This window comes from Massilia sp. UYP11 (assembly GCF_050434805.1).
Taxonomy (GTDB): Bacteria; Pseudomonadota; Gammaproteobacteria; order Burkholderiales; family Burkholderiaceae_D; genus Telluria.
The window spans coordinates 1-20,672 of sequence record NZ_JBNDJE010000029.1 but is presented as its reverse complement, the minus strand read 5'-3'; the positions used below and the strand labels follow the sequence as shown (position 1 = coordinate 20,672).

The following is a 20,672-nucleotide window of genomic DNA, read 5'->3' as shown; positions in this document are numbered from 1 at the left end:
CGATAGTGGCCAAACCCTTTTCACCGCTCGCTGCCGTGTTGGTCGCCGGGCTTATCGCACTTGCCGACCTGGTCACCAAGGCCGCAATCGTGGAACATCTGGCCTACGGCCAGCAGATCGAGTTGTTACCCTTGTTGAACATCGTCCATGTGATCAACCAGGGAGCGGCGTTCGGTCTTCTGGCCACGGCCGGCGGATGGCAACGCTACCTTTTCATTGTTGTAGCCGTACTCGCGTCGATCCTGATCGTCCGGATGATCCGGAAACCTGAAACAGGCTCCGCGGAAAGGATCGCTCTGGCGATGATCCTTGGCGGAGCGGTTGGCAATCTCGTTGACCGAACTGCGCGGATGGGCGTCGTTGACTGGATCGATGTGCATGCAGGAGCGCATCACTGGCCAGCTTTCAACATCGCCGATATCGGGATCACGGTCGGCGCCACGCTCATCGTTTTGCACGCGCTGTTCGGTGGCCGTGCAGCACCTCCGGTATCCGACAAGACCCGATAGTCATCGCCCCCTGGACGCGCACTGCCACCCGAAGCATGGCCAGTCGCGCGGGGCGGTCTGAACAGGGCGACGATCCAGCCCATACAGAACAAACATAATCAGATCTACAACAATTCGAGACCCATGTTTCTGCCCGGCGGGCGTTGTAAAATTTGCCATACTCCAGTGTTCTCTTCCGTAACCGAGCAGTCAAGGACTCCATGAAGCGCCTGTTTCTGATCATATTGTTCGCGCTTTTGCCCTTACAGACTGGCTGGGCGGCAGGATGGTGCGTGATTTCCGACGACGCGTCGGCCATCGCAGCGGTATCCGACGTAACCGGGGCTGCAAATCCGATAGACGTGCAGCTCGAAGCTGGCTGCAGCGCAACTTGTGTATCGGCATGCGACTTGCAGCCCCTCGGCAGCGATTCTTCCGTGATCGAATGGTCAGGGCTGTCGCGCTCCTATCCCGGCAGACTCAATCAGCTAAATTACCAGTCTCCAATACTGGACGGCCCGATTCGGCCGAAATGGCACTGATCATCGAAGCCGGCAACTACCGCCTGCGCTTGATGGGTAATCGTGCACAAGCACTGCACGACCCCATCCGTCTCTACAAATAATGCAGCCGCAACTGACTTACTCCCGACCATGGCGGCCCACAATCGGCCACGTCGAGAGTCAGTGCGCTTGAAAAATCAAACATTCAACAGGAAAATTCAATGAAAACTCACATCAACTTCTTATCCGCGGTACTTCTCGCGTGCATGTTCATTCCACTCGACTCGCGGGCCAATGAGGGGGGCATGCCCTCAGAGAGCGCCGCAGAAGCGAAGACTGGTAGAGCAGCACCGTTCGGCTACTCCTCCAATGCAGCGCCTGACCGCGTTATCACAATAGTGGAAGGCAAGACCAGATCGATTCACGTCAAGCGACTCGAGACTGTCCGTATTGTAGACGGTCCAAGAAACCTTACCTGGACCTTCGATACGCTCGGCCTGTCGCCGATCTCCTTGGCGAACATCCTTCCAAACGCAACGAACGTAACAATCTATGTTGAGGAAAGTCCAATGTACGCCAACTAAGCTTCGCCATTTGGCGTTCTGGTAGGGCGCTATCACTAGTTCGAAGCCGCCCGCGGTTTCGAGCTAGTGTGAAGCCTGATATGCAATCTACCGGGCGAATACAAGCCGGGGGCACGTACCCCACGTGCGACGCTATTGATATGAGCAGTGCTGAAACAAGCGCCGCTTAACTACGTGCTCGGGCAGTATGAAGACGGCTCAATTTGACGGAGACGCTCATGCATGAGATACCGCGAGATGGTGTTCCAGACAGTACTCTTTCGTTCGCCCGGGACGGCTATCTTTTCATTACTAAACGTTGTACGCGCCTGGGGACCGACCTGTTTCGCCCACGACTGATGCTTCAATCGACGGTTTGTATGCGCGGCGAAGAATTGGCCAGACTATTTTATGACAATGAGAGGTTCAAACGCACCGGTGTTGCTCCATCGAGACTCCAGGAAACACTGTTTGGCCGAGGAGGCGTGCAAGGACTGGACGGTAATTCCCATCGGTGCCGAAAGGAAATGTTTCTCTCCTTGATGAGCGCCGAGCGTATTGCGGAACTGGCGGAGCTCAGTGCCGCGCAATGGCACAGGTCCGCGGCAAATTGGGAGCGCCGCTTCCAGGTGGTTTTATTCGACCAAGCGTGTGAAAGCTTGTGCCGGGCCGTCTGTGCCTGGACAGGAATCCCGCTGGTTGAGTCCGAAGTCAGGAGTAGAACGGATGACTTCGTAGCGATGATCGATGCTGGCGCGGCGATCGGTCCAAGACACTGGCGTGGAAGATGGGCGCGAAACCGCGCTGAGCGCTGGATCGAGGGTCTGGTAGAAGATGTGCGTCATCACCGGCTAACGGTGGATGAAGACTGCGCACTATATGCGATCTCATGGCATCGCGATTTGTCTGGGTAATTGCTCGACAAGCGAACTGTGGCGGTGGAACTCATCAACGTTGCAAGGCCAACGGTCGCGGTCGCCTGGTATATCATGTTCGCGGCCATGGCTTTGCATCAGCACCCGCAATGCGGTGAGCGTTTGCTGGCTGCCGAAGCGCACTACCTCGATTATTTCGTTGAAGAAGTCCGCAGGTTTTATCCGTTTTTCCCGGTGGTAGCTGCGCGCACGCGGCGGGAGTTCGAATCGAAGGGCTATCGTTTTCCGAAAGGAGAAAGGGTCCTGCTCGACTTGTATGGGACGAATCACGATCCGAGGCTTTGGGACGAGCCCCATACATTCATGCCCGAACGTTTTCGTCAATGGAAGCGTAGCCCTTTCAGCTTCATTCCACAGGGAGGGGGGGAATATCTCGATGGTCACCGTTGCCCTGGCGAGTGGATCACCGTCGAACTGATGAAAGTTGCCGTTGTGTTTCTCAGCACCAGCGTAAGGTACAGCGTACCTCAGCAGGATTTGCGGATGAGCCTCTCACGCATACCGGCGTTGCTGTCCAGCCGTTTTGTGATTGGTAATGTACAAATCTGATCACCTGAGGGAAGGGAAATACCTGCCTGATGAGAATGTCCGGAGTTCCGCGTCAGACCTCTCTGATTTGCGTTGCCAGTAATGCTCCGACCAGACATAGAACTCGGGTTAGCAAAATACCAGTGCCTGCTTCGCACTTGGTTCAACAACTGCATTTCCGCCCGCGATTTCGATCATGTTACGACGGCCAGCCGCCATAAGGCGCTTTCCGTCAGCTTAGTCGTATACCACACTGGATGTATCTCTGTTGCGCGTGCAGGGTTCGAATGGAATACCTCGTATCACGACTGATGTCCTTTTGCCTCTGAGAGGATTTCATAACCTCCCTTCCCAGCAATGAACGAAACCACTGTTCCAAGCAGCAGATCAGGAAGGTTTGAATTTGTCCACATTACTAACGCGCCCGAAAGCACGATTGCGCCGTTCACAAGCGAATCGTTATTCGTGAATATAGTCGAGGCCTTGAAATTGATGTCCTGGCCGCGATGCTGCTTCAGCAGGCGAATGCAATAGATATTCAGTAGGGCATTTGTTGCAGCCATGGCCATCATGGCTGGTCCCAGCGGTGCCTCACCGCCAAGAAAACGACGGACAACTTCAACCAACAATAGGCAGGCGAAACCAATGAGGAGCCAGCCAGATAATTGCGCCGCACGCTTCTTGATTGTGCTGGATCTACCGACCGCGTACAGACTGACGCCATAGACTGCAGCGTCACCCAGGTTGTCAAGGCCAGCGCCAACCACGGCAGTTGAAGATGCCCATATTCCGACAGTCACCCCGGCCAAACACTGGCCCAGATTGATTAGCAAGACCTTCCATAAAATGCCACGATCACGCTCGTTGGAACCGTCCAGACCTGATTCGTCATCGCTGTCCTTGCCAATATCCGACATCGGATCTCCAAAAGATTGCAGGAAGAACGCGCCCAGCGCTTTTCTCTACCGGACGCGCTTGGATGAACACAGAATACGTCAGTTACCAAAGCGAGCGCGCACATATCAAACACGAGCCAGGTAAGAAGCTTGGATTAGGGTTGCCGAGCACTTGCAGTAAACTGCCATGACAACGCACGCATGGAGCGCGTCTGGCGACGCCTGAAGGGCGGATTGATCCATCGCCAGTGGTATGCGACCAGGGCCGACGCTGAACCGGCAATTACGAAATACATCAAGATCTTCTGGAACCACCAGCGGCGCCATTCGCGTCTCGGCTATCTATCGCCAGCATTGTTTGCCGAAAAGATCAGCAGATGGCAGCTGGCTGCTTGAAACGGACGTGTCCACTATTGACAGTACAGCTCACTTGACCAGGGCAGGAATTGCACGCACATAGACCAGTTCACTGCCCAGTTCGACCAGGGTTTGTGTGATCACAGCCGCCGCCGCAATTCCACGCAAATCGTCGGGTAACGCGAGCGCGAGCGGCAGCACTACCAGAGAATTGCGCGTCGACGCGCTGAAGGTCACGGCGCGAGCCGCTGCTACCGGCAGTTTGAACATGCGCGACGTGAAAGCTCCTACCAGTGGGGCAAGCACCATGAAGCCAATATAAACCGGAATGACCGGCACCAATTGTTCGATCTCCCTGATGATCGCTCCGATCTGCGAACCGATGACGACCACCAGCACTGCGGCCATGGCTGGGACCGGGAGCCAGGCCCATCCGATATTCCATTTCTCGACGATGGACGATCGCTTCGCGAGTCCGGCAGTAGCCACCGCAAGCAACAGCGGAGCCACGATCAGCAGCAGGAATGCGTCGACAAACGGCGCGACAGCGATGACGACGCCAGATTCGCCGCCAGTTATTACGCTGAGGTAGATGGGCAGTAGGAGCAGCTGAAGCAGGAGCAGGATTGGCGTGGCAGCCAGGGTCAGGCGCGAATCGCCTTTCCCGAGATGAGTGAATACGACGACGTAGTCAATACATGGCGTCAGCAGAACCAGGAGAGCGCCGATTAACAGCGCAGGACGATCGCTCAGTCCACGCGTCAAGACCCATACCAGAAGCGGTATCAGCACAAAATTGGCGACCAAAACTGCAGATATGAACGCTCGATTACCCAACCCCTTCCTTAGCTCGAGAAAGGGAATCTGCAGAAACATCGCATACATCAGGACCGCAATGGCAGGTGTCACCAACAGATCAAGCCTGGCCGCAGCATCAGGCGCAAGGATCCCCCCGAGCACGGCCAAGGCGGCACTTACAACATAGACTGGAATCTGATTCCGTTCCAGGCTTTCGCGGTTCAAGTTGTTTCCCTCTCGGCGATAAGGTGATGATTACCCGGCAGGCATCAGCCGCGACGCCTGCTGCGAGCCATTCAATAACTATTTGCGGACCTTCATCAGATTGAAGCCGAAGCCAAGACCAGCCGCCAAGAGCAGGGCCAGTTGCGCCGCATAAGTCTCTATCGTCGGGTAGAGGCCGAGGACCGGCATCCGCGGTCCCGTGACCGGTGTGGCCGTCAGCCATCCGGCTTCCTGCAGCCCTGCGATTCCTTTTCCGACCAGGACAACTGCCAGGGCGGCCACCAGCACGGAGCTGAACGAGAAGAATTTACCGATCGGCATGCGTGCGCTGGTACGCAGGAAAATGACAGCAATTATCGACAGCAGGACCAGGCCTGTAACGAATCCTGCCAACAGCGCAGGGCCGTTGCCGTCGGCGCCGAGCGCCGAGTAAAACAAAACCGTTTCAAAGACTTCCCGGTATACCGCGATGAATGCCAGGGCAAATAACGCCCATGCGGAGCGTTTTTCCATCGCCGCTGTCAAATGCTGCTTCAGGTAGGCTTGCCATTGTCCGGCCTGGCCTTTCTGGTGCATCCATAGCCCGACCGACAGCAGCACCGCGGCGGCGAAGAGCGACGAGAGGCCTTCGGTCACTTCACGGCTTGCACCACTGATGCTGACCACATAGGTGGCCACTACCCATGTCAAGGCGCCTGCCGCCAGCGCCGAGATCCAGCCGGCGTGCACGTAGTGCAAGGCCTGTGGACGCTCCGCTTTGCGGAGGAACGCAACCATCGCAATCACGATCAACAGGGCTTCGACACCTTCGCGCAGGAGAATAGTCAACGCGCCCACGAACACCGTCGTCGCGTCGGTCTTGTTCGCGCCGGTAAGCTCCTCGACACGTACGAAATACGCGTCGAGTTGAGAGGCGTATTCGGTCGCACGCAACACATTGCCTTGTGCAACCGCGCTCCACGTCCACCAGGAGCTGGCGGTCCGTCGCGTCGAGCCTCGCCTCGAGCGGCTCGAAGCCGTCCAAGTAAGCCGATAAAGCAAGCTCGGTGGCCTTCGCCCGCTGCTTATTCTTCAAGGCATCCAGGCTGTCCTGCAGCAGTTTGCGCGCAAGGACGATGCCCTTGCGTTCCTGCTGCTCCTGTACGGCCTCGGGGTGGGTGCGTGCGTAGGCCAGGACCGCCCGCGCGGTCGACGGTGAGCCAGCCTTCGCCAGTTCTTCTTCGGTCGCCGTCACGAGCGTGTTCATGTCGGGAATCGTGGCGGCCGCGGAGGTGTTCTGTGCAAACGCAGACGCTCCGACTGCGACGTCCGTGTCCTTGAACGCCAGGCTGCCGACATAGAACGCCAGAGACCAGCGGTCATGCTCGGACAAGCCTGCAAAGGCCGGCATCGATGTGCCCTCGACACCCTGGCTGATGACCTGATATAGGGCCATGAGAGAGCGGGAGCGGGCTCTTTCCTCATCGGTAAATGCGATTGGTTTAGGTTCGAGCTTGGCCGCGAGTGGCCCATCGCCGGCGCCGGCCGCTCCATGGCATGAAGCGCATTGCGCTTGGTACAGCGCCGCACCGCTGGCCAGATCGGGCAAGGCGCGCGGCGCAACAGGGAAGGGGTAGGCCTGCAGCAGCAAACGGTTTGCCTCTCGCGCAAGCAGGGAAACCTGTTGCGGCGCTTCCTTGCGCTTGACCGCCTGCTTCAGCTTGGTGGTGGCAGCTGCCAGTTCTGCATGCAAAGGATGCGGAGGCAATGCCGTCACCTGGTTCTGTGCGCGCGTCGAGAACTCCTGCATTTCGCCGTATTCGAGTTCGCTGACAATCGCTCCGTTCTGGACCGCGCCGGCGTAATCGACGGCGACATAATCGAGCAACTGCCAGAGCTGGCGGACTTCTGCTTCCGATGATGTGGGACTAGCGTGTGTCGTACCGATCACGCAGCAGCAGAACATTACGAAGGCGATTAGCCGACGCCAAATGGGGTACGTCATATCGGGATACTTGTCTTCAGGTTCGAGAACCTGATATTAAACACCTTCAAGCTACTTGAAGGTCAAGCGCATTGTTCCGGCTGTTCGCTGGTTCAGCAATGCAGTGATGGCGCGGAAAGTCCAGGGCTAGTCAATGGCGCCCAGGCCTTACTGGCTCGTCGCAAACGTCCGCAGCGCCGAGCGCCTGCAGGATTTCACATGGATTTGTGCTGTCGGTGGCGATGCAACGGCTCCTGAGGTCTCTGAGCTGCGCTTCTAGTACTGACAGGTTTGCTATACGGTCGACGATGTGCCCGATGTGCTTGTCGAGCAACGCGTTGACGCTCTCGCAATTTTTTCCGGGCGCCTCGCGAAAATCGAGCAGCGTCCGGATCTCATCGAGTGTCATGTCCAAGGCGCGGCAATGCCGAATGAACAGCAAGCGCTCAGCGTGAAGCTCGTTATAAGCTCGATAATTGTTTGCCGACCTTTCAGGCGGAGCGAGCAATCCGATGCGCTCATAGTAGCGGATGGTTTCAACCAAGCAGCCTGACCGGTCTGCCAATTCGCCAATCTTCAAGAAAAATCCCGGTACGTTAACTTAGTGCTTGACCCCGTACCCGCTACAGGGTGTTCAATGTGAACTATACACAGTTCTCGAGGAGTCGTCATGTCGGAATGCCAGACGAAATCATGTTGCGAAAAATCTGCACCGATCGAGACCGCGGGTGCCTCATCTGCAGCCTTGGACCATTCTCTTCTCATTCGCATCGACCAGATGGACTGCCCGACAGAAGAGGGACTGCTGCGGCAAGCGCTCGGACGCGTTGCAGGCGTCGGAAAGCTCGAGTTCAATCTTGTCCAGCGCCGCTTGCGGGTGGAGCACAGCCTCGGCGATCCACAGGCGATCCTTGCAGCAGTACGCGCGGTCGGCATGGACCCGGTGATTGAACAGACCGAGGAGCAAAGCGGGTCAGCAGCCGGCACTGTTTTCCGCATCGAGAACATGGATTGCCCCACCGAGGAGACGCTCATCCGTAACAAGCTGTCCGGCATGCCGCAGGTCGAACAGCTCGACTTCAATCTCGTCCAGCGTCGCTTGGTCGTCAGGCATAGTGGGCCGGCAATGGCGATCCTGGATGCACTGACGTCCATCGGTATGCAGGCGGTGCTCGTTGCAGCTGGGCAAGGACGAGCCGCTGCGGTCCCATCGGTCTCCCGAAAGCGGCAGTATTCAGTCCTTGCCCTGGGCTTGGCCGCAGCAGTCGGTGCCGAGGTCGTCGCATGGACGACGGGCGATGAAAACTGGTGGCCAGTCATCCTGCTATCGCTGCTTGCGATCGCGACGACGGGCTTGGGGGTGTACAAGAAAGGCTGGATTGCGGTCAAGAACCGCAATTTGAATATCAATGCCCTGATGTCAATCGCCGTGACCGGCGCGGTACTGATCGGGCAATGGCCCGAAGCGGCGATGGTCATGGTCCTTTTCGCGCTTGCCGAGATAATCGAGGCCCGCTCGCTCGACCGTGCGAGAAACGCCATCCAGGGCCTGATGGCATTGACACCCGAACGGGTAAGCGTGCGCCTTGACGACGGCAACTGGAGTGAACAGGACGCCACCACGGTCGCGATCGGCGCCCTGGCCCGTGTCGCACCCGGCGAGCGGATCGCCCTGGACGGGGAAGTGACCACTGGCCAGTCGTCAGTCAACCAGGCGCCGATCACGGGCGAGAGCATGCCGGTACCGAAGACGGTCGGCGACAAGGTGTTTGCCGGCACGATCAATGAAACGGGCTCTTTCGAATACCGTGTCACCGCCGGCCACAGCAACTCGACCCTGTCGCGCATCATCCGCGCGGTCGAGGACGCGCAGGGCAGCCGCGCGCCCACGCAGCGTTTCGTCGACCGCTTCTCCAGCATCTACACGCCCATCGTGTTCGCCATTGCGCTCGCCGTCGCCCTGGTGCCGCCGCTCATGCTGGGCGCCGAATGGATGCCATGGATTTATAAGGCGCTTGTCCTGCTGGTGATCGCTTGCCCCTGCGCCCTGGTGATCTCGACCCCGGTCACCGTCGTCAGCGGCCTGGCTGCGGCGGCGCGGGCCGGCATCCTCATCAAAGGCGGCGTCTACCTGGAGCAGGGCGGCAAGCTGCGCTCGCTCGCACTGGACAAGACCGGCACGATCACCCAGGGTAAACCCGAAGTGACGGACGTGTTGCCCCTGCAAGGCGATGCACAGACTCATCTGCAGCTCGCGGCCGCGCTCGCGGACCGTTCCGACCATCCGGTATCGACCGCGGTGAGCCGCCACTGGCAAAACTTGGGCCTGGACCTGCTCCTCGCATCCGTGACCGAGTTCGAGGCCTTGACCGGCCGCGGCACGAAAGGGCGGATCGACGGGAAGTGGTACTACCTCGGCAATCACCGCCTGGTCGAGGAGCTCGGCATCTGCAATACCGCGACGGAAAGTGTCCTGGCGACACTGGAGGGTGAAGGAAAGACCGCGGTTGTCCTCTGCGATGAGACGTCGCCACTGCTGGTTATCGGGGTGGCCGATACCATTCGTGAAACCAGTCGCGAAGCGGTGGCCCAGCTTCATGGGCTGGGAATCCGGACGGTCATGCTCACCGGCGACAATGCGGTGACGGCCAAAGCGATCGCACGGCAGGTTGGCATCGATGACGCCCGCGGGAACATGCTGCCCGAGGATAAGCTCTCTGCCATCAATGACGAGGTGGCGCAATTCGGTACCGTCGGCATGGTAGGGGATGGCATCAACGATGCCCCGGCGCTGGCCAAGGCCGATATCGGGTTTGCGATGGGCGCAGCGGGCACCGACACCGCCATCGAAACAGCCGACGTCGCGCTGATGGATGATGATTTGCGCAAGATCCCGCAGTTCATTCGCCTGAGCAGGCAGGCAGCCGCCATCCTCAAGCAGAACATCGTTGCAGCCTTGCTGATCAAGGCCGTGTTCCTGGTGCTCGCTATCGCAGGATCAGCCACCTTGTGGATGGCCGTGTTCGCGGACATGGGCGCCAGCCTGCTGGTTATCTTTAATGGCATGCGTCTGCTTCGCGTACGTCTGCATGGCAGCAACGTGTAACCGCACCGATGCTATACTCGCGACCATGATGCGCCGTTTTCTCACTTGCATGCTGATGATGCTCGCATTCCAGTTTACCTGGAGTGCGATCAGCGCCTATTGCATGCATGAGACTGGACGAGCCGCACAGCACCTTGGACATCATCAGCATAAGACCGGCGCTCACGATCAGGTGGCGGCCGCCGATGACGGTAAGCCTGCGTCGACGAAGAAGATCGCGCAGCACTCGCATTGTTCTTCGTGCGCGCACGCAGTGCTCGCTCCCGCAGCCGTTCAAAACGCCCCCTACCTGACGATGGCGCACTTCGCGCCGGTTGGTCCAAACGTCAGTTACGTTTCAGTCACTCAAGTCCCTCCCGAACGCCCCCAGTGGCCCGCCGCCGTGTAATTCCGGCGGCTATACCTTCTTTTACCAGGTAATCCCCGAGCCTTCCGACCGTGTGCCAACGCACTCGGCCGGTGTGCTCGCTGTCGCCGGATAGCTTTCGATTCGTTAACTTCGGAGTTATCTATGCAATCCAGATCGTTGATCATGGGCGCGCTGTTGCTGTTTTCACAGTCGACGTCCCTTTACGCGCAAACGGAAATTTTGCGCGATCCAAACAGTCCGCCGCTCGCCGGGAATACGTCGCTACTGCCGCTGACCCTGCAGCAGGCGTTGCAGGCTGCGTACGCAGGCAACCCAGGCTTACGAGCCGCATCACAGGCGATCGGCATTGCCGAGGGTGGGAGGCTTCAGGCAGGCGTCATACCCAATCCTGAGCTGGCTCTATCCACCGAAGGAACCGACCGTCGGTCCAGGGTCGAGACCGCCCAGATTACCCAGCTCATCGAGCTCGGCGGCAAACGAAGCGCCCGCATCGCGGTCGCCGAACAAGAGCGTCTACTCGCCGTCCAAGCAGTGAACGTGCGACGAGCGATGTTGCGTGCCGACGTTATGGCGGCCTATTTGGAGGCCTTGACAGCGCAAGAGCGGGTCGGTCTGGCCGAGGCGGCCATTGAGGTCGCAAGCCGGGCGACGAATGCCGCGAGTCGGCGCGTCGCTGCCGGCAAGATATCGCCAGTCGAACAAACCCGTGCGAGTGTTGCAGAGTCGGCCGTGCGTCTTGACCTCACCCAAGCAACAGCCGACCTGAAGTCAGCCAAACGCAAGTTAGCGATACTGATGGGCAGCTCGCGAGCGATTGCCCAGCCACTCCAGATGCCAGCCGTCGAGTTCGCTGCCGTACCGACGATGAACGAGCTCGAGCAGCGGCTAACCATGTCGCCGCAACTGCGTCAGGCCGAAGCGCAAGTCAAACGGCAGGATGCTTTGGTCGGCATGGAACGTTCGGCGCGGGTACCAGATGTGACGGTGACCGTGGGTAGCCAGCGGGATCGTGAACGCAGCGGGAGCGAAGCCGTCTTTGGTATCTCCGTACCGCTGCCACTTTTCAATCGCAACCAGGGGAACATGCTCTCAGCACTTAGACGAGCCGACCAGGCTCGCGACGAATTAGGCGCCGAGCAGCTTCGGGTGTATGAGGAAATCGCGGACGCTCACCAGCGTGCAGAGGTCGCTCAGCTTCAGATCGACAGCCTCAAGTCCGAGATGCTGCCAGCGGCGCAGCAAGCCTATGACGCTGCCGTGACTGGTTTTGAACTCGGAAAATTCGGGTTTCTCGACGTTCTTGACACCCAGCGCGCATTAATTCAGGCACGCAGCTTGTATCTGCGCGCTCTGTCCGATCGGTATCGAGCAGCAACTGATATCGAACGAATCGCACCGGCTACTAATGCCGAGAGCACCACCATCTTCAAGGAACACCTGCAATGACGCCCCTGCAAAATCATCGTAAGAAAAATCTGCCAATCATTGCCGCAATCGTGGCCGTCGGTGTCGTGCTGGCCCTGGCCATCCTGTTCTGGAACAAGGGAAGCGCTGAAGGTAGCGCCGGCGAAGATGCCCATGGCCATGCCGAGAGCGGTCAGAAGGAGGGCGCAAAAGAAGCCGGTGGAGCAGGCGACGAACGCGCCGAGGATGAGCACAAGGACGAAGGAGTGGTCAAGCTGCCGGTCATGCAGGCAGAAAAGGCCGGAATTACGACCGCCGTTGCCGGTGCGGCCACGATCGAGAACATTGTCAAACTGCCTGGCGAAGTCCGTGTCAACGACGATCTGACAGCTCACGTAGTGCCGCGCCTGGGCGGCGTCGCCGAATCAGTGCCGGCGCAGCTGGGGCAAACGGTCAAGAAGGGCCAGGTGCTAGCCGTCATTTCAAGCCCGGAGCTGGCTGACCTGCGTAGCGCCGCGAGCGCGGCACAGGTAAGGCTCGGCCTGGCCAAAACCATCTATGAGCGGGAAAAGAAACTGTGGGAGGACCGTATCTCTGCCCAGCAGGACTTTCAGCAGGCCGAACAGGCACTTCGCGAGGCCGAGCTTACCTTGCAGGCAGCGCGCTCGAAATTGGCAGCTCTTGAAGTGGGCTCCGGAGGCGGCGCATTGAACCGGTACGAGTTGCGTGCGCCGTTCGACGCTGTCGTCGTTGAAAAGCACATCACGCGGGGCGAAGCGGTGCAGGAAAACACCAATGTTTTCGTACTAACCGACCTCTCGCGCGTCTGGGTCGATGTCGCAGTCACACCGAAAGACTTGGCAAGCGTGCGCAGCGGCGCAACGGCGGTTGTCAGTGCCACCGGCTCTGATATGAAAGCCGTTGGGAAGGTAAGTTATGTCGGCTCACTAGTCGGGGCACAGTCCCGCGCCGCCACAGCGCGCGTCGTGATCGACAACCCAGGCGGCGCGTGGCGCCCTGGCCTGTTCGTGGACGTCGCACTGGTGCAAGGGACTAAACAGGCTGCTGTGGCGATTCCGGCCGATGCTATCCAGACGGTGGAAGACAAGCCAGTAGTGTTTGTAGTGACGGAAGGGGGCTTTCGCACGCAGCCGATCGTGGCCGGCATTAGTGACGGCAAAGGGGTGGAAATCCTGAAGGGCCTGGCAGCAGGAACGCGCTACGTTAATCGCGGCAGCTTCGTGCTCAAGGCCGAACTTGGCAAGGGCAGCGCCGAGCACGACCACTAATAGGGGATTTCCATGTTCGAACGCATCATTCGTTTCGCCATCGACAGCCGATGGCTGATCATGGGTCTAGTCCTGGCCATGGCGGCAATTGGCGTCTACAACTATCAGCGTCTGCCGATCGACGCTGTGCCAGATATTACTAACGTGCAGGTTCAGATCAACACCTCGGCACCAGGCTATTCGCCGCTCGAGGTCGAGCAGCGCATTACCTATCCGGTCGAGACCGTGATGGCGGGCCTGCCTGGACTGCAGCAGACTCGCTCATTATCGCGTTACGGGCTGTCGCAGGTCACAGTCGTTTTCCAGGATGGTACTGACATCTACTTCGCGCGCCAGCTGGTCAACCAGCGACTGCAGGAAGCCCGTGAAGGGCTGCCGGAGGGCGCAACGCCCATGATGGGGCCAATTTCCACTGGCTTGGGCGAGATCTACCTCTGGACGGTCGAAACAGAAGCAGGCGCAAAGAAGCCTGACGGGACAGCCTATACGCCAACTGACTTGCGCGAAGTGCAGGACTGGATCATCAAGCCGCAGTTGCGTCAGGTCCCGGGCGTGACCGAAATCAATTCGATCGGTGGCTTCGCTAAGGAATACCACATCACGCCGGATCCGAACCGGCTCAGTTCCTATGGTCTGACCCTGGCCGACGTCGTCACTGCGGTTGAGCGCAATAACGATAACACCGGGGCAGGCTACATCGAGCGCTCGGGCGAACAGCTTCTCATCCGCGCGCCGGGGCAGGTGCGAACCATCGAAGACATCCAAAACACCATCCTGAAAAATACCGATGGCGTCGCGGTTCGGATTCGTGATGTCGCGGACGTCGCCGTCGGCCGCGAACTGCGCACGGGCGCCGCGACCGACAACGGTGCCGAAGTTGTGCTCGGTACCGTATTCATGCTCATCGGCGAAAACAGCCGGCAGGTCTCGCAGCTCGTTGCAGAGAAGATGGTCGAGATCAACAAGACTTTGCCTGCTGGCGTCAAGGCCGTCCCCGTGTATGACCGTACGGTGCTGGTCGACAAGGCGATTTCCACGGTACGTAAGAATTTGCTCGAAGGTGCGATCCTGGTGATCGTGATCTTGTTCCTATTCCTGGGCAATATCCGCGCAGCGATTATTACCGCGATGGTCATTCCACTGTCGATGCTATTCACCTTCACCGGCATGGTGACCTACAAGGTCAGTGCCAACTTGATGAGCTTGGGTGCTCTCGACTTCGGCATCATCATCGATGGCGCGGTCGTGATCGTGGAGAACTGCGTGCGGCGCCTGGCGCACGCGCAAGAACAGACCAAACGTGACCTAACCTTGGAAGAGCGCTTCCGTGAAGTGTTTGCGGCCGCAAAGGAAGCGCGCCGGCCACTGCTGTTCGGGCAGTTGATCATTATGGTTGTGTACCTGCCGATTTTCGCTTTGAGCGGGGTCGAGGGCAAAATGTTCCACCCGATGGCGTTCGCTGTCGTCATAGCTTTGCTTGGCGCGATGATTCTGTCGATCACGTTCGTGCCCGCGGCCGTTGCCCTGTTCATCGGCAAGCGCGTGGCCGAAAAGGAGAACCGCTTAATGACAATGGCGCGTAATGCCTATGCGCCTGCATTGCGCGCTGTCCTGCGTAACGGACCGATCGTGCTGACGGCATCGATTGTCACCGTGGTCCTGTCTGGACTGCTGGCGACACGACTCGGGAGCGAATTTATTCCCAACTTGAATGAGGGCGACATTGCGATCCAGGCGCTACGCATTCCCGCGACCAGCCTCACCCAATCAGTCGATATGCAGAAGAAGCTGGAGGTCGGCCTCAAAGCGAAGTTCCCCGAGATCGAACGGATATTTGCCCGCACCGGTACCGCCGAGATTGCATCCGATCCGATGCCGCAAAACATCTCGGACGGCTACATCATGCTCAAGCCGGAGGCCGACTGGCCGAAACCGAAACGCAGCCACGCCGAACTTGTGGAAGCCATCCAAGAGGAGGCGGAAAAATACACCGGCAATGCCTATGAGTTCTCGCAGCCTATTCAACTGCGTTTCAACGAGCTAATCTCCGGCGTGCGTAGCGACGTCGCAGTCAAGCTGTATGGCGACGACATGGAAGTGCTGGCATCGACCGGTGCTCAGATCGCCGCGGTGCTACAACGCGTGCCGGGCGCAGCTGAAGTTAAGGTAGAGCAGACTACCGGTTTGCCGATGCTGACAGTCAATATTGACCGGGACAAGGCAGCGCGCTACGGGCTGAACATCACTGATGTGCAGGCCACGATCTCTGCGGCCACAGGTGGACGCGAGGCCGGCACCATGTTCGAAGGCGATCGCCGCTTCGCCATCGTGGTACGGCTACCAGAGGTGCAACGCGCAGACTTGGATGCACTTCGTCGCCTGCCGATCGCAGTGCCACCACCCTCAGGCACAAGCGCTGGAGGCAATGAAGACGTTCCCGCCTTCATTCCCTTAGGTGAACTGGCAACGCTCGATCTAGCACCGGGTCCGAACCAGATCAGCCGCGAAGACGGCAAACGCCGTATCGTGGTCAGTGCCAATGTACGCGGCCGCGATATCGGCAGCTTCGTGCCGGAAGCGGAGGAGGCTCTGGCCAAGGGCGTGAAGATCCCTGCAGGCTATTGGACCACTTGGGGCGGGACATTCGAACAGCTTCAGTCGGCTACCCAGCGCTTGCAGATCGTTGTGCCGCTGGCGTTGTTCCTGGTGTTCATGTTGCTATTTATGATGTTCCGAAACGTCAAAGACGGGCTGTTGGTGTTCACCGGCATCCCGTTTGCCTTGACCGGCGGGATCGCGGCCTTGGCTTTACGAGGCATTCCGCTGTCGATTACCGCTGCGGTCGGCTTCATCGCCTTGTCTGGGGTGGCCGTGCTGAACGGGCTGGTAATGATTTCGTTCATCCGCTCGCTGCGAGAAGACGGCATGTCGCTCGACGAAGCGATCACCCATGGAGCGCTAACGCGTCTGCGGCCGGTCCTTATGACGGCGCTAGTTGCGTCCTTGGGATTTGTGCCAATGGCGATTGCCACTGGCACCGGCGCCGAGGTACAACGCCCGCTGGCGACGGTGGTTATCGGCGGCATCCTGTCGTCCACGGCGCTAACGTTGTTGGTACTGCCTCTTCTATATCGACTGGCGCATCGTAAGGATCCAGATGGCCCCCTGCGTGAGACGCGCGTGGTCACCCCCGTCTAAAACCCGCGTGAAGCTGTGTATCCGGCGGTGTGAACAGCACACCGCCTCTTGAGGGGCGAGTCAGCGGTATGTGCCGGCACTCATGTTTGGCTCGCCCATGCACTTCGTGCGGCCCATCAGGGAGAGGTCGATTATGCGTTTGACACCAAGTGGGATTGAAGTGGTTTTGCCGCATCTTGTGCTGGGAACGAATGTCCTGTCACTGGCGTGGACCGCTTACGGCGCCATATTTTGGGAGAGCTTTTCGCTCGCTGCGAGTGCCCTGTACCAAATTGCCGTCATCATGCTTTATAGCAATAAATGCGAGCGCGCAGTTGGCAAAGAAGAGGAGGCAGGTCGGGACGAAAATATGCGATTCGCCGTTGTCGTCGTTCTGCTAATTCCAAGTCCGTTTATCGCAGGAGGGGCCATACATGCTCTTAACCATGCCTCTAACCTCTTGCCAAGCGATTTGATGCCGCTTGCAATGTGCGCGTTCACGGCCGGCGCATTGCGTGCGCTATACAGTTGTTTATTGTGCGAACAGCACGGTGCGATGTTCGTGATCAAGGCAGCGGTCGCTTTGTTACCCTTTATCGCCCCACTGGTGGCGGTAGGTTTGATTGCAGCAGGGTTCGACAACGTAGATGCCGTAACTGGCATTGCACTGGTGCTGATCCTGCTCTTGGCCGTGCTTGCGCCGCAAGTGGTTCACATCAGGCGGCTTTTCTACTGAGGTAAGGATTGGCCTGTACGCAAATAATTGCGCGCCGCTGCGCGATGCGATGCAAAGACCGGCGGTCGGTCCAGTGCCAACTTAAAAATGTAAGATATTGAGGAGATATCATGGGTTCAGGGCATTCACATTCGCACGCCATTTCACCTACACAGAACGCTCGTCCTCTGTGGATAGCACTAGGGCTGACATCGTCGTTTCTGGTCGCTGAGCTCATTGCCGGGATCATGACGAATAGCCTCGCCTTGATTTCCGATGCGGCGCATATGTTCACAGATGCCGCCGCACTCGCGATATCGCTGGCCGCAATTCACATCGGGCGACGTCAGGCCGACGCAAAGCGTAGCTTTGGGTACTATCGTTTCGAGATCCTGGCAGCAGCCCTCAACGCGATTCTGTTGTTCATGGTGGCCATTTACATTCTTGTTGAGGCCTGGAAGCGGCTGCAGGATCCGCCCGAGATAGCCTCTGGCGCCATGCTCATCGTGGCGGTGCTCGGCCTGGTGATCAACTTGATCAGTATGCGGCTCCTTTCTGCCGGTAAGGATGCTAGCCTGAACGTGAAAGGCGCTTATCTGGAAGTATGGAGCGACATGCTCGGATCGATTGGCGTGATCGTCGGTGCGCTTGTGATTCGCTGGACCGGCGCCACCTGGGTCGATTCGTTGATCGCTGTGGCCATCGGACTGTGGGTGTTGCCGCGCACTTGGATTCTGCTCAAAGCAAGTTTGAACGTCTTGCTCGAAGGTGTACCTGAAGGCATCGATTTAGCTGATGTGAAAACCAAGATTCTTGCAGTGCCAGGCGTTGCAAGCGTCCACGACCTGCACGTGTGGGCCATCACAAGCGGCAAGGTGAGCTTGAGCGTGCACATCGTTTGCGATCCGGGGCATGTGGATCTCGAAGCGTTACTGATCTCGGTCCGTCATGAAATCGCAGATGAATTTCACATCTACCATTCGACAGTGCAAGTCGAGCGCACGCCTTGCGAGCAGGCCACCGAGGTCCATGGCTTCGAGCCATCGGCAAGTCACTGATTTTATAGAGAAGAGCATATGATTGAACATATCAAGAATGGGCTGACCGAAGCGCGGCACGCTCTGGACTTGTTCGTGAACGACGCAACCAAGCTGCAAACCGTGGCTGACGCCGCACAGGTACTGGTGACATCGTTCGGCAAGGGAGGAAGGGCTTTTTCTTGCGGGAATGGCGGTTCAATGTGCGACGCCATGCATTTCGCGGAAGAACTGACAGGACGCTTCCGTCGTGATCGGCCCGGGATCGCCGCAACCGCAATTAGCGACCCAACTCATATCACCTGCGTTGCAAACGACTATGGATACGATCAGGTGTTCGCCCGTTACATCGAGTCCCATGGTCGTCCGGGCGATGTACTGCTCGCGATCAGTACGAGCGGGAAAAGCCCTTCGATTCTGGTCGCGGCCCAGATGGCGCAAAAGCTTGGTATGGTCGTGATCGCTTTGACAGGGACTGCTGGCTCGCCATTGGAGGACTTCTCAGACGTCTGCATCAGCTGCCCGGGCGGTAATTTTGCTGACCGTACTCAAGAGCTACACATCAAGATCATCCATATAATGATCGAGTTGGTCGAGCGCGAACTGTACCCGGCCAATTACTAGCGTAGGCATGGGCGAGTTCCAGGGCCAACGCGAGTGTACAGCGCGTCCCGCTGCCGAGGCGAACGGACGCCTTGAGCATGAGGGGGTCATTGTCCTGGTTAAGAACGTCGGCTAATGCTGCCAAAGCTAAGAATCGCTGTGTCTTTTCTGCCGACGCTACCAATTCGCTCGATGCTTGTCTTCAGTATCGTTGTGCCGCGTGTCGTCCGGTGCGTGCAGATAACCACTAGTGGTGCTGATCGAAGCGTGACCCAGATTGTCTCTGACATGCCGCAAGTCTACGGAGTTGTTCGCCATGTGTGACCCCGCGGTATGCCGCAACCAGTGCGCCGATGCCTGACTGACTCGATGAGCAACATGCACGAATTGTGGTCCCTTGAGCTCGATTCGCTCGGCCGTCATCGCGAAAACAGCCTTGATGATATCGTGGATCCCGCCGCGACTCATCGCCTTAGGCTTCCCGCCGATGGGCAGTAGCAGCGGCGTCGACTCTCCAGGTACAGGCAGCGCAGGGAAGCTTAGTTCACGCCTATATCGGCCGAGTTCGTTCATCAATTCATTGGTCGCCGGCACTAGGCGTACCTTACTTCCTTTGCCGAGGATCTCGAGCCACCACCGTTCGCTGCCATCGCGGTCGCGCCTGCAGAAGAAACTGCCCATATTGTTCTCGGCAATCTCCGAGATGCGTAGACCGCACACATAGAGCAATGTGAACAACCACCGCAGTCGCAGATATCGCTCACGCTCCCTCGGCGTTTCGCGCGGCATGGCGTCAATCGTGGCCTTTACTTCTAGCCAGAGTTCATCGTCAAAATAGCGTTCAATACGAGGCGCCCGTGCGCGACCTCTTTGGCGGGAAAGCGAGAGCGGATTGCCTGCCAGGTAGCCTGCACTGACAAGCCAGGCGAACATCGACGTCAATATGATACCCGCCTGCCTTTGACTTGACGCTGACAATGCCCCTGCGAACGGGCGCCAACGCGGATCATTGCGAGGATGTCTGCGACTCTGTTCACTCACCCATCGGTCTCGGGGCAAGGGGTTGCCCAAGAATGCCTGATAGGCCAACCAATCTTCGTGCGTCAGGGAAGACAGCGGCTTGGCACGCTGAAGCACACACCAGAGAAGCAGCCGCTCAGCCTCTTTTCGATAGGCGTCGAACGTGGCCTTTTTATGGACAAAGTTCGCGAGCCAAGCCAGCACCGCCGCGACATCGGTGTTCGCGCTGATCTGCCTCGGCACATGCCACTCGCGATTAGACCCAACGGACCCATCCAGGTCGCGTGATACCGTCATCACCTCCATAGGCGGAACGGAAATTTCTTCGAGGACGGCGGCTATCTGTTCAGACATTGAAACGTACTGTTTTACGGGAATTTAACTCGGTTGAGATTTCCCGGTGCCGCTCTGAATGCGCACCTCTTGGCGAATCTCGACTGGTTGCAGCGTCTGGTAGCGCTGCCGAATATTATTGTAGACGCCAGGCGTGTCTTCAGCGGCGACTGTTACAACCATCGCATATGGCAAAGCGGGGAGGGCGGCGTTGTCGACGCTTTGTCCGTCCTCACGCGCGCCGTACGTGATGTCGAAAAGCGGATCGGTAATCCCCCCATTTTTAGAGCACGCTAAAAGTAGAGGTTAAGCGGCGAGTGCCAATTTCTGTTTTGGCGTGATACCGCCGAGCGCCATGTTGG

Annotated in this window: 17 protein-coding genes and 2 pseudogenes; 13 read left to right on the top strand and 6 right to left on the bottom strand. The window is 58.3% G+C overall.

Translation table 11 applies throughout. The features are described 5' to 3' along the window. The first annotated feature begins 5 nt into the window (after positions 1–5). From lspA to ABIB38_RS22700, 5 genes are all read left to right on the top strand, one after another. Positions 6–509: a signal peptidase II gene (lspA, locus tag ABIB38_RS22720; RefSeq protein WP_205289050.1), complete on the top strand. Its 504-nt coding sequence runs from the start codon at positions 6–8 to the stop codon at positions 507–509. 200 nt (positions 510–709) lie between these two features. Further along, positions 710–1,030 (top strand): hypothetical protein, encoded by a 321-nt coding sequence (locus ABIB38_RS22715; RefSeq protein ID WP_162819332.1) that lies wholly within the window; start codon positions 710–712, stop codon positions 1,028–1,030. A 182-nt stretch (positions 1,031–1,212) separates the two neighbouring features. Next, entirely contained in the window at positions 1,213–1,575 is a 363-nt protein-coding gene (locus ABIB38_RS22710) for a CzcE family metal-binding protein (RefSeq protein WP_109343484.1), read from the top strand. Between the two features lie 218 nt (positions 1,576–1,793). Continuing rightward, positions 1,794–2,468 carry a hypothetical protein gene (locus ABIB38_RS22705; protein WP_208281663.1) on the top strand — a complete coding sequence of 225 codons (675 nt, stop codon included), beginning with the start codon at positions 1,794–1,796 and terminating at the stop codon, positions 2,466–2,468. 24 nt (positions 2,469–2,492) lie between these two features. Next, complete coding sequence (locus ABIB38_RS22700) at positions 2,493–3,038, top strand: cytochrome P450 (protein ID WP_229446441.1); 546 nt, start codon at positions 2,493–2,495, stop codon at positions 3,036–3,038. Between the two features lie 281 nt (positions 3,039–3,319). On the opposite strand, the gene ABIB38_RS22695 is transcribed toward ABIB38_RS22700, so the two are convergent. Next, positions 3,320–3,934, bottom strand: a complete 615-nt coding sequence (locus ABIB38_RS22695) for a cation transporter (protein WP_184236247.1) — start codon at positions 3,932–3,934, stop codon at positions 3,320–3,322. A gap of 174 nt (positions 3,935–4,108) precedes the next feature. On the opposite strand from ABIB38_RS22695, the pseudogene ABIB38_RS22690 reads away from it, so the two are divergent. Further along, positions 4,109–4,309, top strand: a pseudogene (locus ABIB38_RS22690) (IS3 family transposase); the annotation flags it as partial. 30 nt (positions 4,310–4,339) lie between these two features. On the opposite strand, the gene ABIB38_RS22685 reads toward ABIB38_RS22690, so the two are convergent. The 4 genes and pseudogenes from ABIB38_RS22685 to cadR all read right to left on the bottom strand — a co-directional run bounded on the left by ABIB38_RS22685 (position 4,340) and on the right by cadR (position 7,836). After that, positions 4,340–5,293 carry an arsenic resistance protein gene (locus ABIB38_RS22685; protein WP_184236242.1) on the bottom strand — a complete coding sequence of 318 codons (954 nt, stop codon included), beginning with the start codon at positions 5,291–5,293 and terminating at the stop codon, positions 4,340–4,342. Between the two features lie 78 nt (positions 5,294–5,371). Continuing rightward, positions 5,372–6,130 carry an FTR1 family iron permease gene (locus ABIB38_RS22680; RefSeq protein ID WP_429206945.1) on the bottom strand — a complete coding sequence of 253 codons (759 nt, stop codon included), beginning with the start codon at positions 6,128–6,130 and terminating at the stop codon, positions 5,372–5,374. A gap of 547 nt (positions 6,131–6,677) precedes the next feature. Next, positions 6,678–7,082, bottom strand: a pseudogene (locus ABIB38_RS22675) (c-type cytochrome); the annotation flags it as partial. A 325-nt stretch (positions 7,083–7,407) separates the two neighbouring features. Next, on the bottom strand, positions 7,408–7,836 hold the full coding sequence (cadR, locus tag ABIB38_RS22670; protein ID WP_219864043.1) for a Cd(II)/Pb(II)-responsive transcriptional regulator: 429 nt from the start codon (positions 7,834–7,836) through the stop codon (positions 7,408–7,410). 90 nt (positions 7,837–7,926) lie between these two features. Here cadR and ABIB38_RS22665 point away from each other — a divergent pair, with 90 nt between their 5' ends. The 7 genes from ABIB38_RS22665 to ABIB38_RS22635 all read left to right on the top strand — a co-directional run bounded on the left by ABIB38_RS22665 (position 7,927) and on the right by ABIB38_RS22635 (position 18,978). Further along, a complete protein-coding gene (locus ABIB38_RS22665) occupies positions 7,927–10,362 on the top strand; it encodes a heavy metal translocating P-type ATPase (RefSeq protein ID WP_109343483.1) in 2,436 nt (811 codons plus the stop codon). A gap of 511 nt (positions 10,363–10,873) precedes the next feature. Then, positions 10,874–12,178: a TolC family protein gene (locus tag ABIB38_RS22660; protein WP_005670931.1), complete on the top strand. Its 1,305-nt coding sequence runs from the start codon at positions 10,874–10,876 to the stop codon at positions 12,176–12,178. After that, positions 12,175–13,425: an efflux RND transporter periplasmic adaptor subunit gene (locus tag ABIB38_RS22655; RefSeq protein ID WP_005670929.1), complete on the top strand. Its 1,251-nt coding sequence runs from the start codon at positions 12,175–12,177 to the stop codon at positions 13,423–13,425. Before ABIB38_RS22660 ends, ABIB38_RS22655 begins: the two co-directional genes overlap by 4 nt. 12 nt (positions 13,426–13,437) lie before the next feature. After that, positions 13,438–16,623 (top strand): CusA/CzcA family heavy metal efflux RND transporter, encoded by a 3,186-nt coding sequence (locus ABIB38_RS22650; RefSeq protein ID WP_005670927.1) that lies wholly within the window; start codon positions 13,438–13,440, stop codon positions 16,621–16,623. A 133-nt stretch (positions 16,624–16,756) separates the two neighbouring features. Continuing rightward, positions 16,757–17,338, top strand: coding sequence for a hypothetical protein (locus ABIB38_RS22645; protein ID WP_157225733.1), 582 nt, complete (start codon positions 16,757–16,759; stop codon positions 17,336–17,338). A gap of 110 nt (positions 17,339–17,448) precedes the next feature. Beyond that, on the top strand, positions 17,449–18,375 hold the full coding sequence (locus ABIB38_RS22640) for a cation diffusion facilitator family transporter (protein ID WP_005670924.1): 927 nt from the start codon (positions 17,449–17,451) through the stop codon (positions 18,373–18,375). 18 nt (positions 18,376–18,393) lie between these two features. After that, positions 18,394–18,978 carry an SIS domain-containing protein gene (locus tag ABIB38_RS22635; protein ID WP_109343479.1) on the top strand — a complete coding sequence of 195 codons (585 nt, stop codon included), beginning with the start codon at positions 18,394–18,396 and terminating at the stop codon, positions 18,976–18,978. 156 nt (positions 18,979–19,134) lie between these two features. Here the strand turns inward: ABIB38_RS22635 and ABIB38_RS22630 are convergent, their stop codons facing one another. Further along, complete coding sequence (locus tag ABIB38_RS22630) at positions 19,135–20,331, bottom strand: tyrosine-type recombinase/integrase (protein WP_109343478.1); 1,197 nt, start codon at positions 20,329–20,331, stop codon at positions 19,135–19,137. Positions 20,332–20,672: the final 341 nt, after the last annotated feature.

What these genes read in the sequence shown, in the direction of transcription:
- ABIB38_RS22715 (WP_162819332.1), top strand. Translation starts at nt 710, where the DNA reads ATGAAGCGCCTGTTTCTGATCATATTGTTCGCGCTTTTGCCCTTACAG.
- ABIB38_RS22710 (WP_109343484.1), top strand. Translation starts at nt 1,213, where the DNA reads ATGAAAACTCACATCAACTTCTTATCCGCGGTACTTCTCGCGTGCATG.
- ABIB38_RS22705 (WP_208281663.1), top strand. Translation starts at nt 1,794, where the DNA reads ATGCATGAGATACCGCGAGATGGTGTTCCAGACAGTACTCTTTCGTTC.
- ABIB38_RS22695 (WP_184236247.1), bottom strand. Translation starts at nt 3,934, where the DNA reads ATGTCGGATATTGGCAAGGACAGCGATGACGAATCAGGTCTGGACGGT.
- ABIB38_RS22665 (WP_109343483.1), top strand. Translation starts at nt 7,927, where the DNA reads ATGTCGGAATGCCAGACGAAATCATGTTGCGAAAAATCTGCACCGATC.
- ABIB38_RS22660 (WP_005670931.1), top strand. Translation starts at nt 10,874, where the DNA reads ATGCAATCCAGATCGTTGATCATGGGCGCGCTGTTGCTGTTTTCACAG.
- ABIB38_RS22655 (WP_005670929.1), top strand. Translation starts at nt 12,175, where the DNA reads ATGACGCCCCTGCAAAATCATCGTAAGAAAAATCTGCCAATCATTGCC.
- ABIB38_RS22650 (WP_005670927.1), top strand. Translation starts at nt 13,438, where the DNA reads ATGTTCGAACGCATCATTCGTTTCGCCATCGACAGCCGATGGCTGATC.
- ABIB38_RS22645 (WP_157225733.1), top strand. Translation starts at nt 16,757, where the DNA reads ATGCGTTTGACACCAAGTGGGATTGAAGTGGTTTTGCCGCATCTTGTG.
- ABIB38_RS22640 (WP_005670924.1), top strand. Translation starts at nt 17,449, where the DNA reads ATGGGTTCAGGGCATTCACATTCGCACGCCATTTCACCTACACAGAAC.
- ABIB38_RS22635 (WP_109343479.1), top strand. Translation starts at nt 18,394, where the DNA reads ATGATTGAACATATCAAGAATGGGCTGACCGAAGCGCGGCACGCTCTG.
- ABIB38_RS22630 (WP_109343478.1), bottom strand. Translation starts at nt 20,331, where the DNA reads ATGTCTGAACAGATAGCCGCCGTCCTCGAAGAAATTTCCGTTCCGCCT.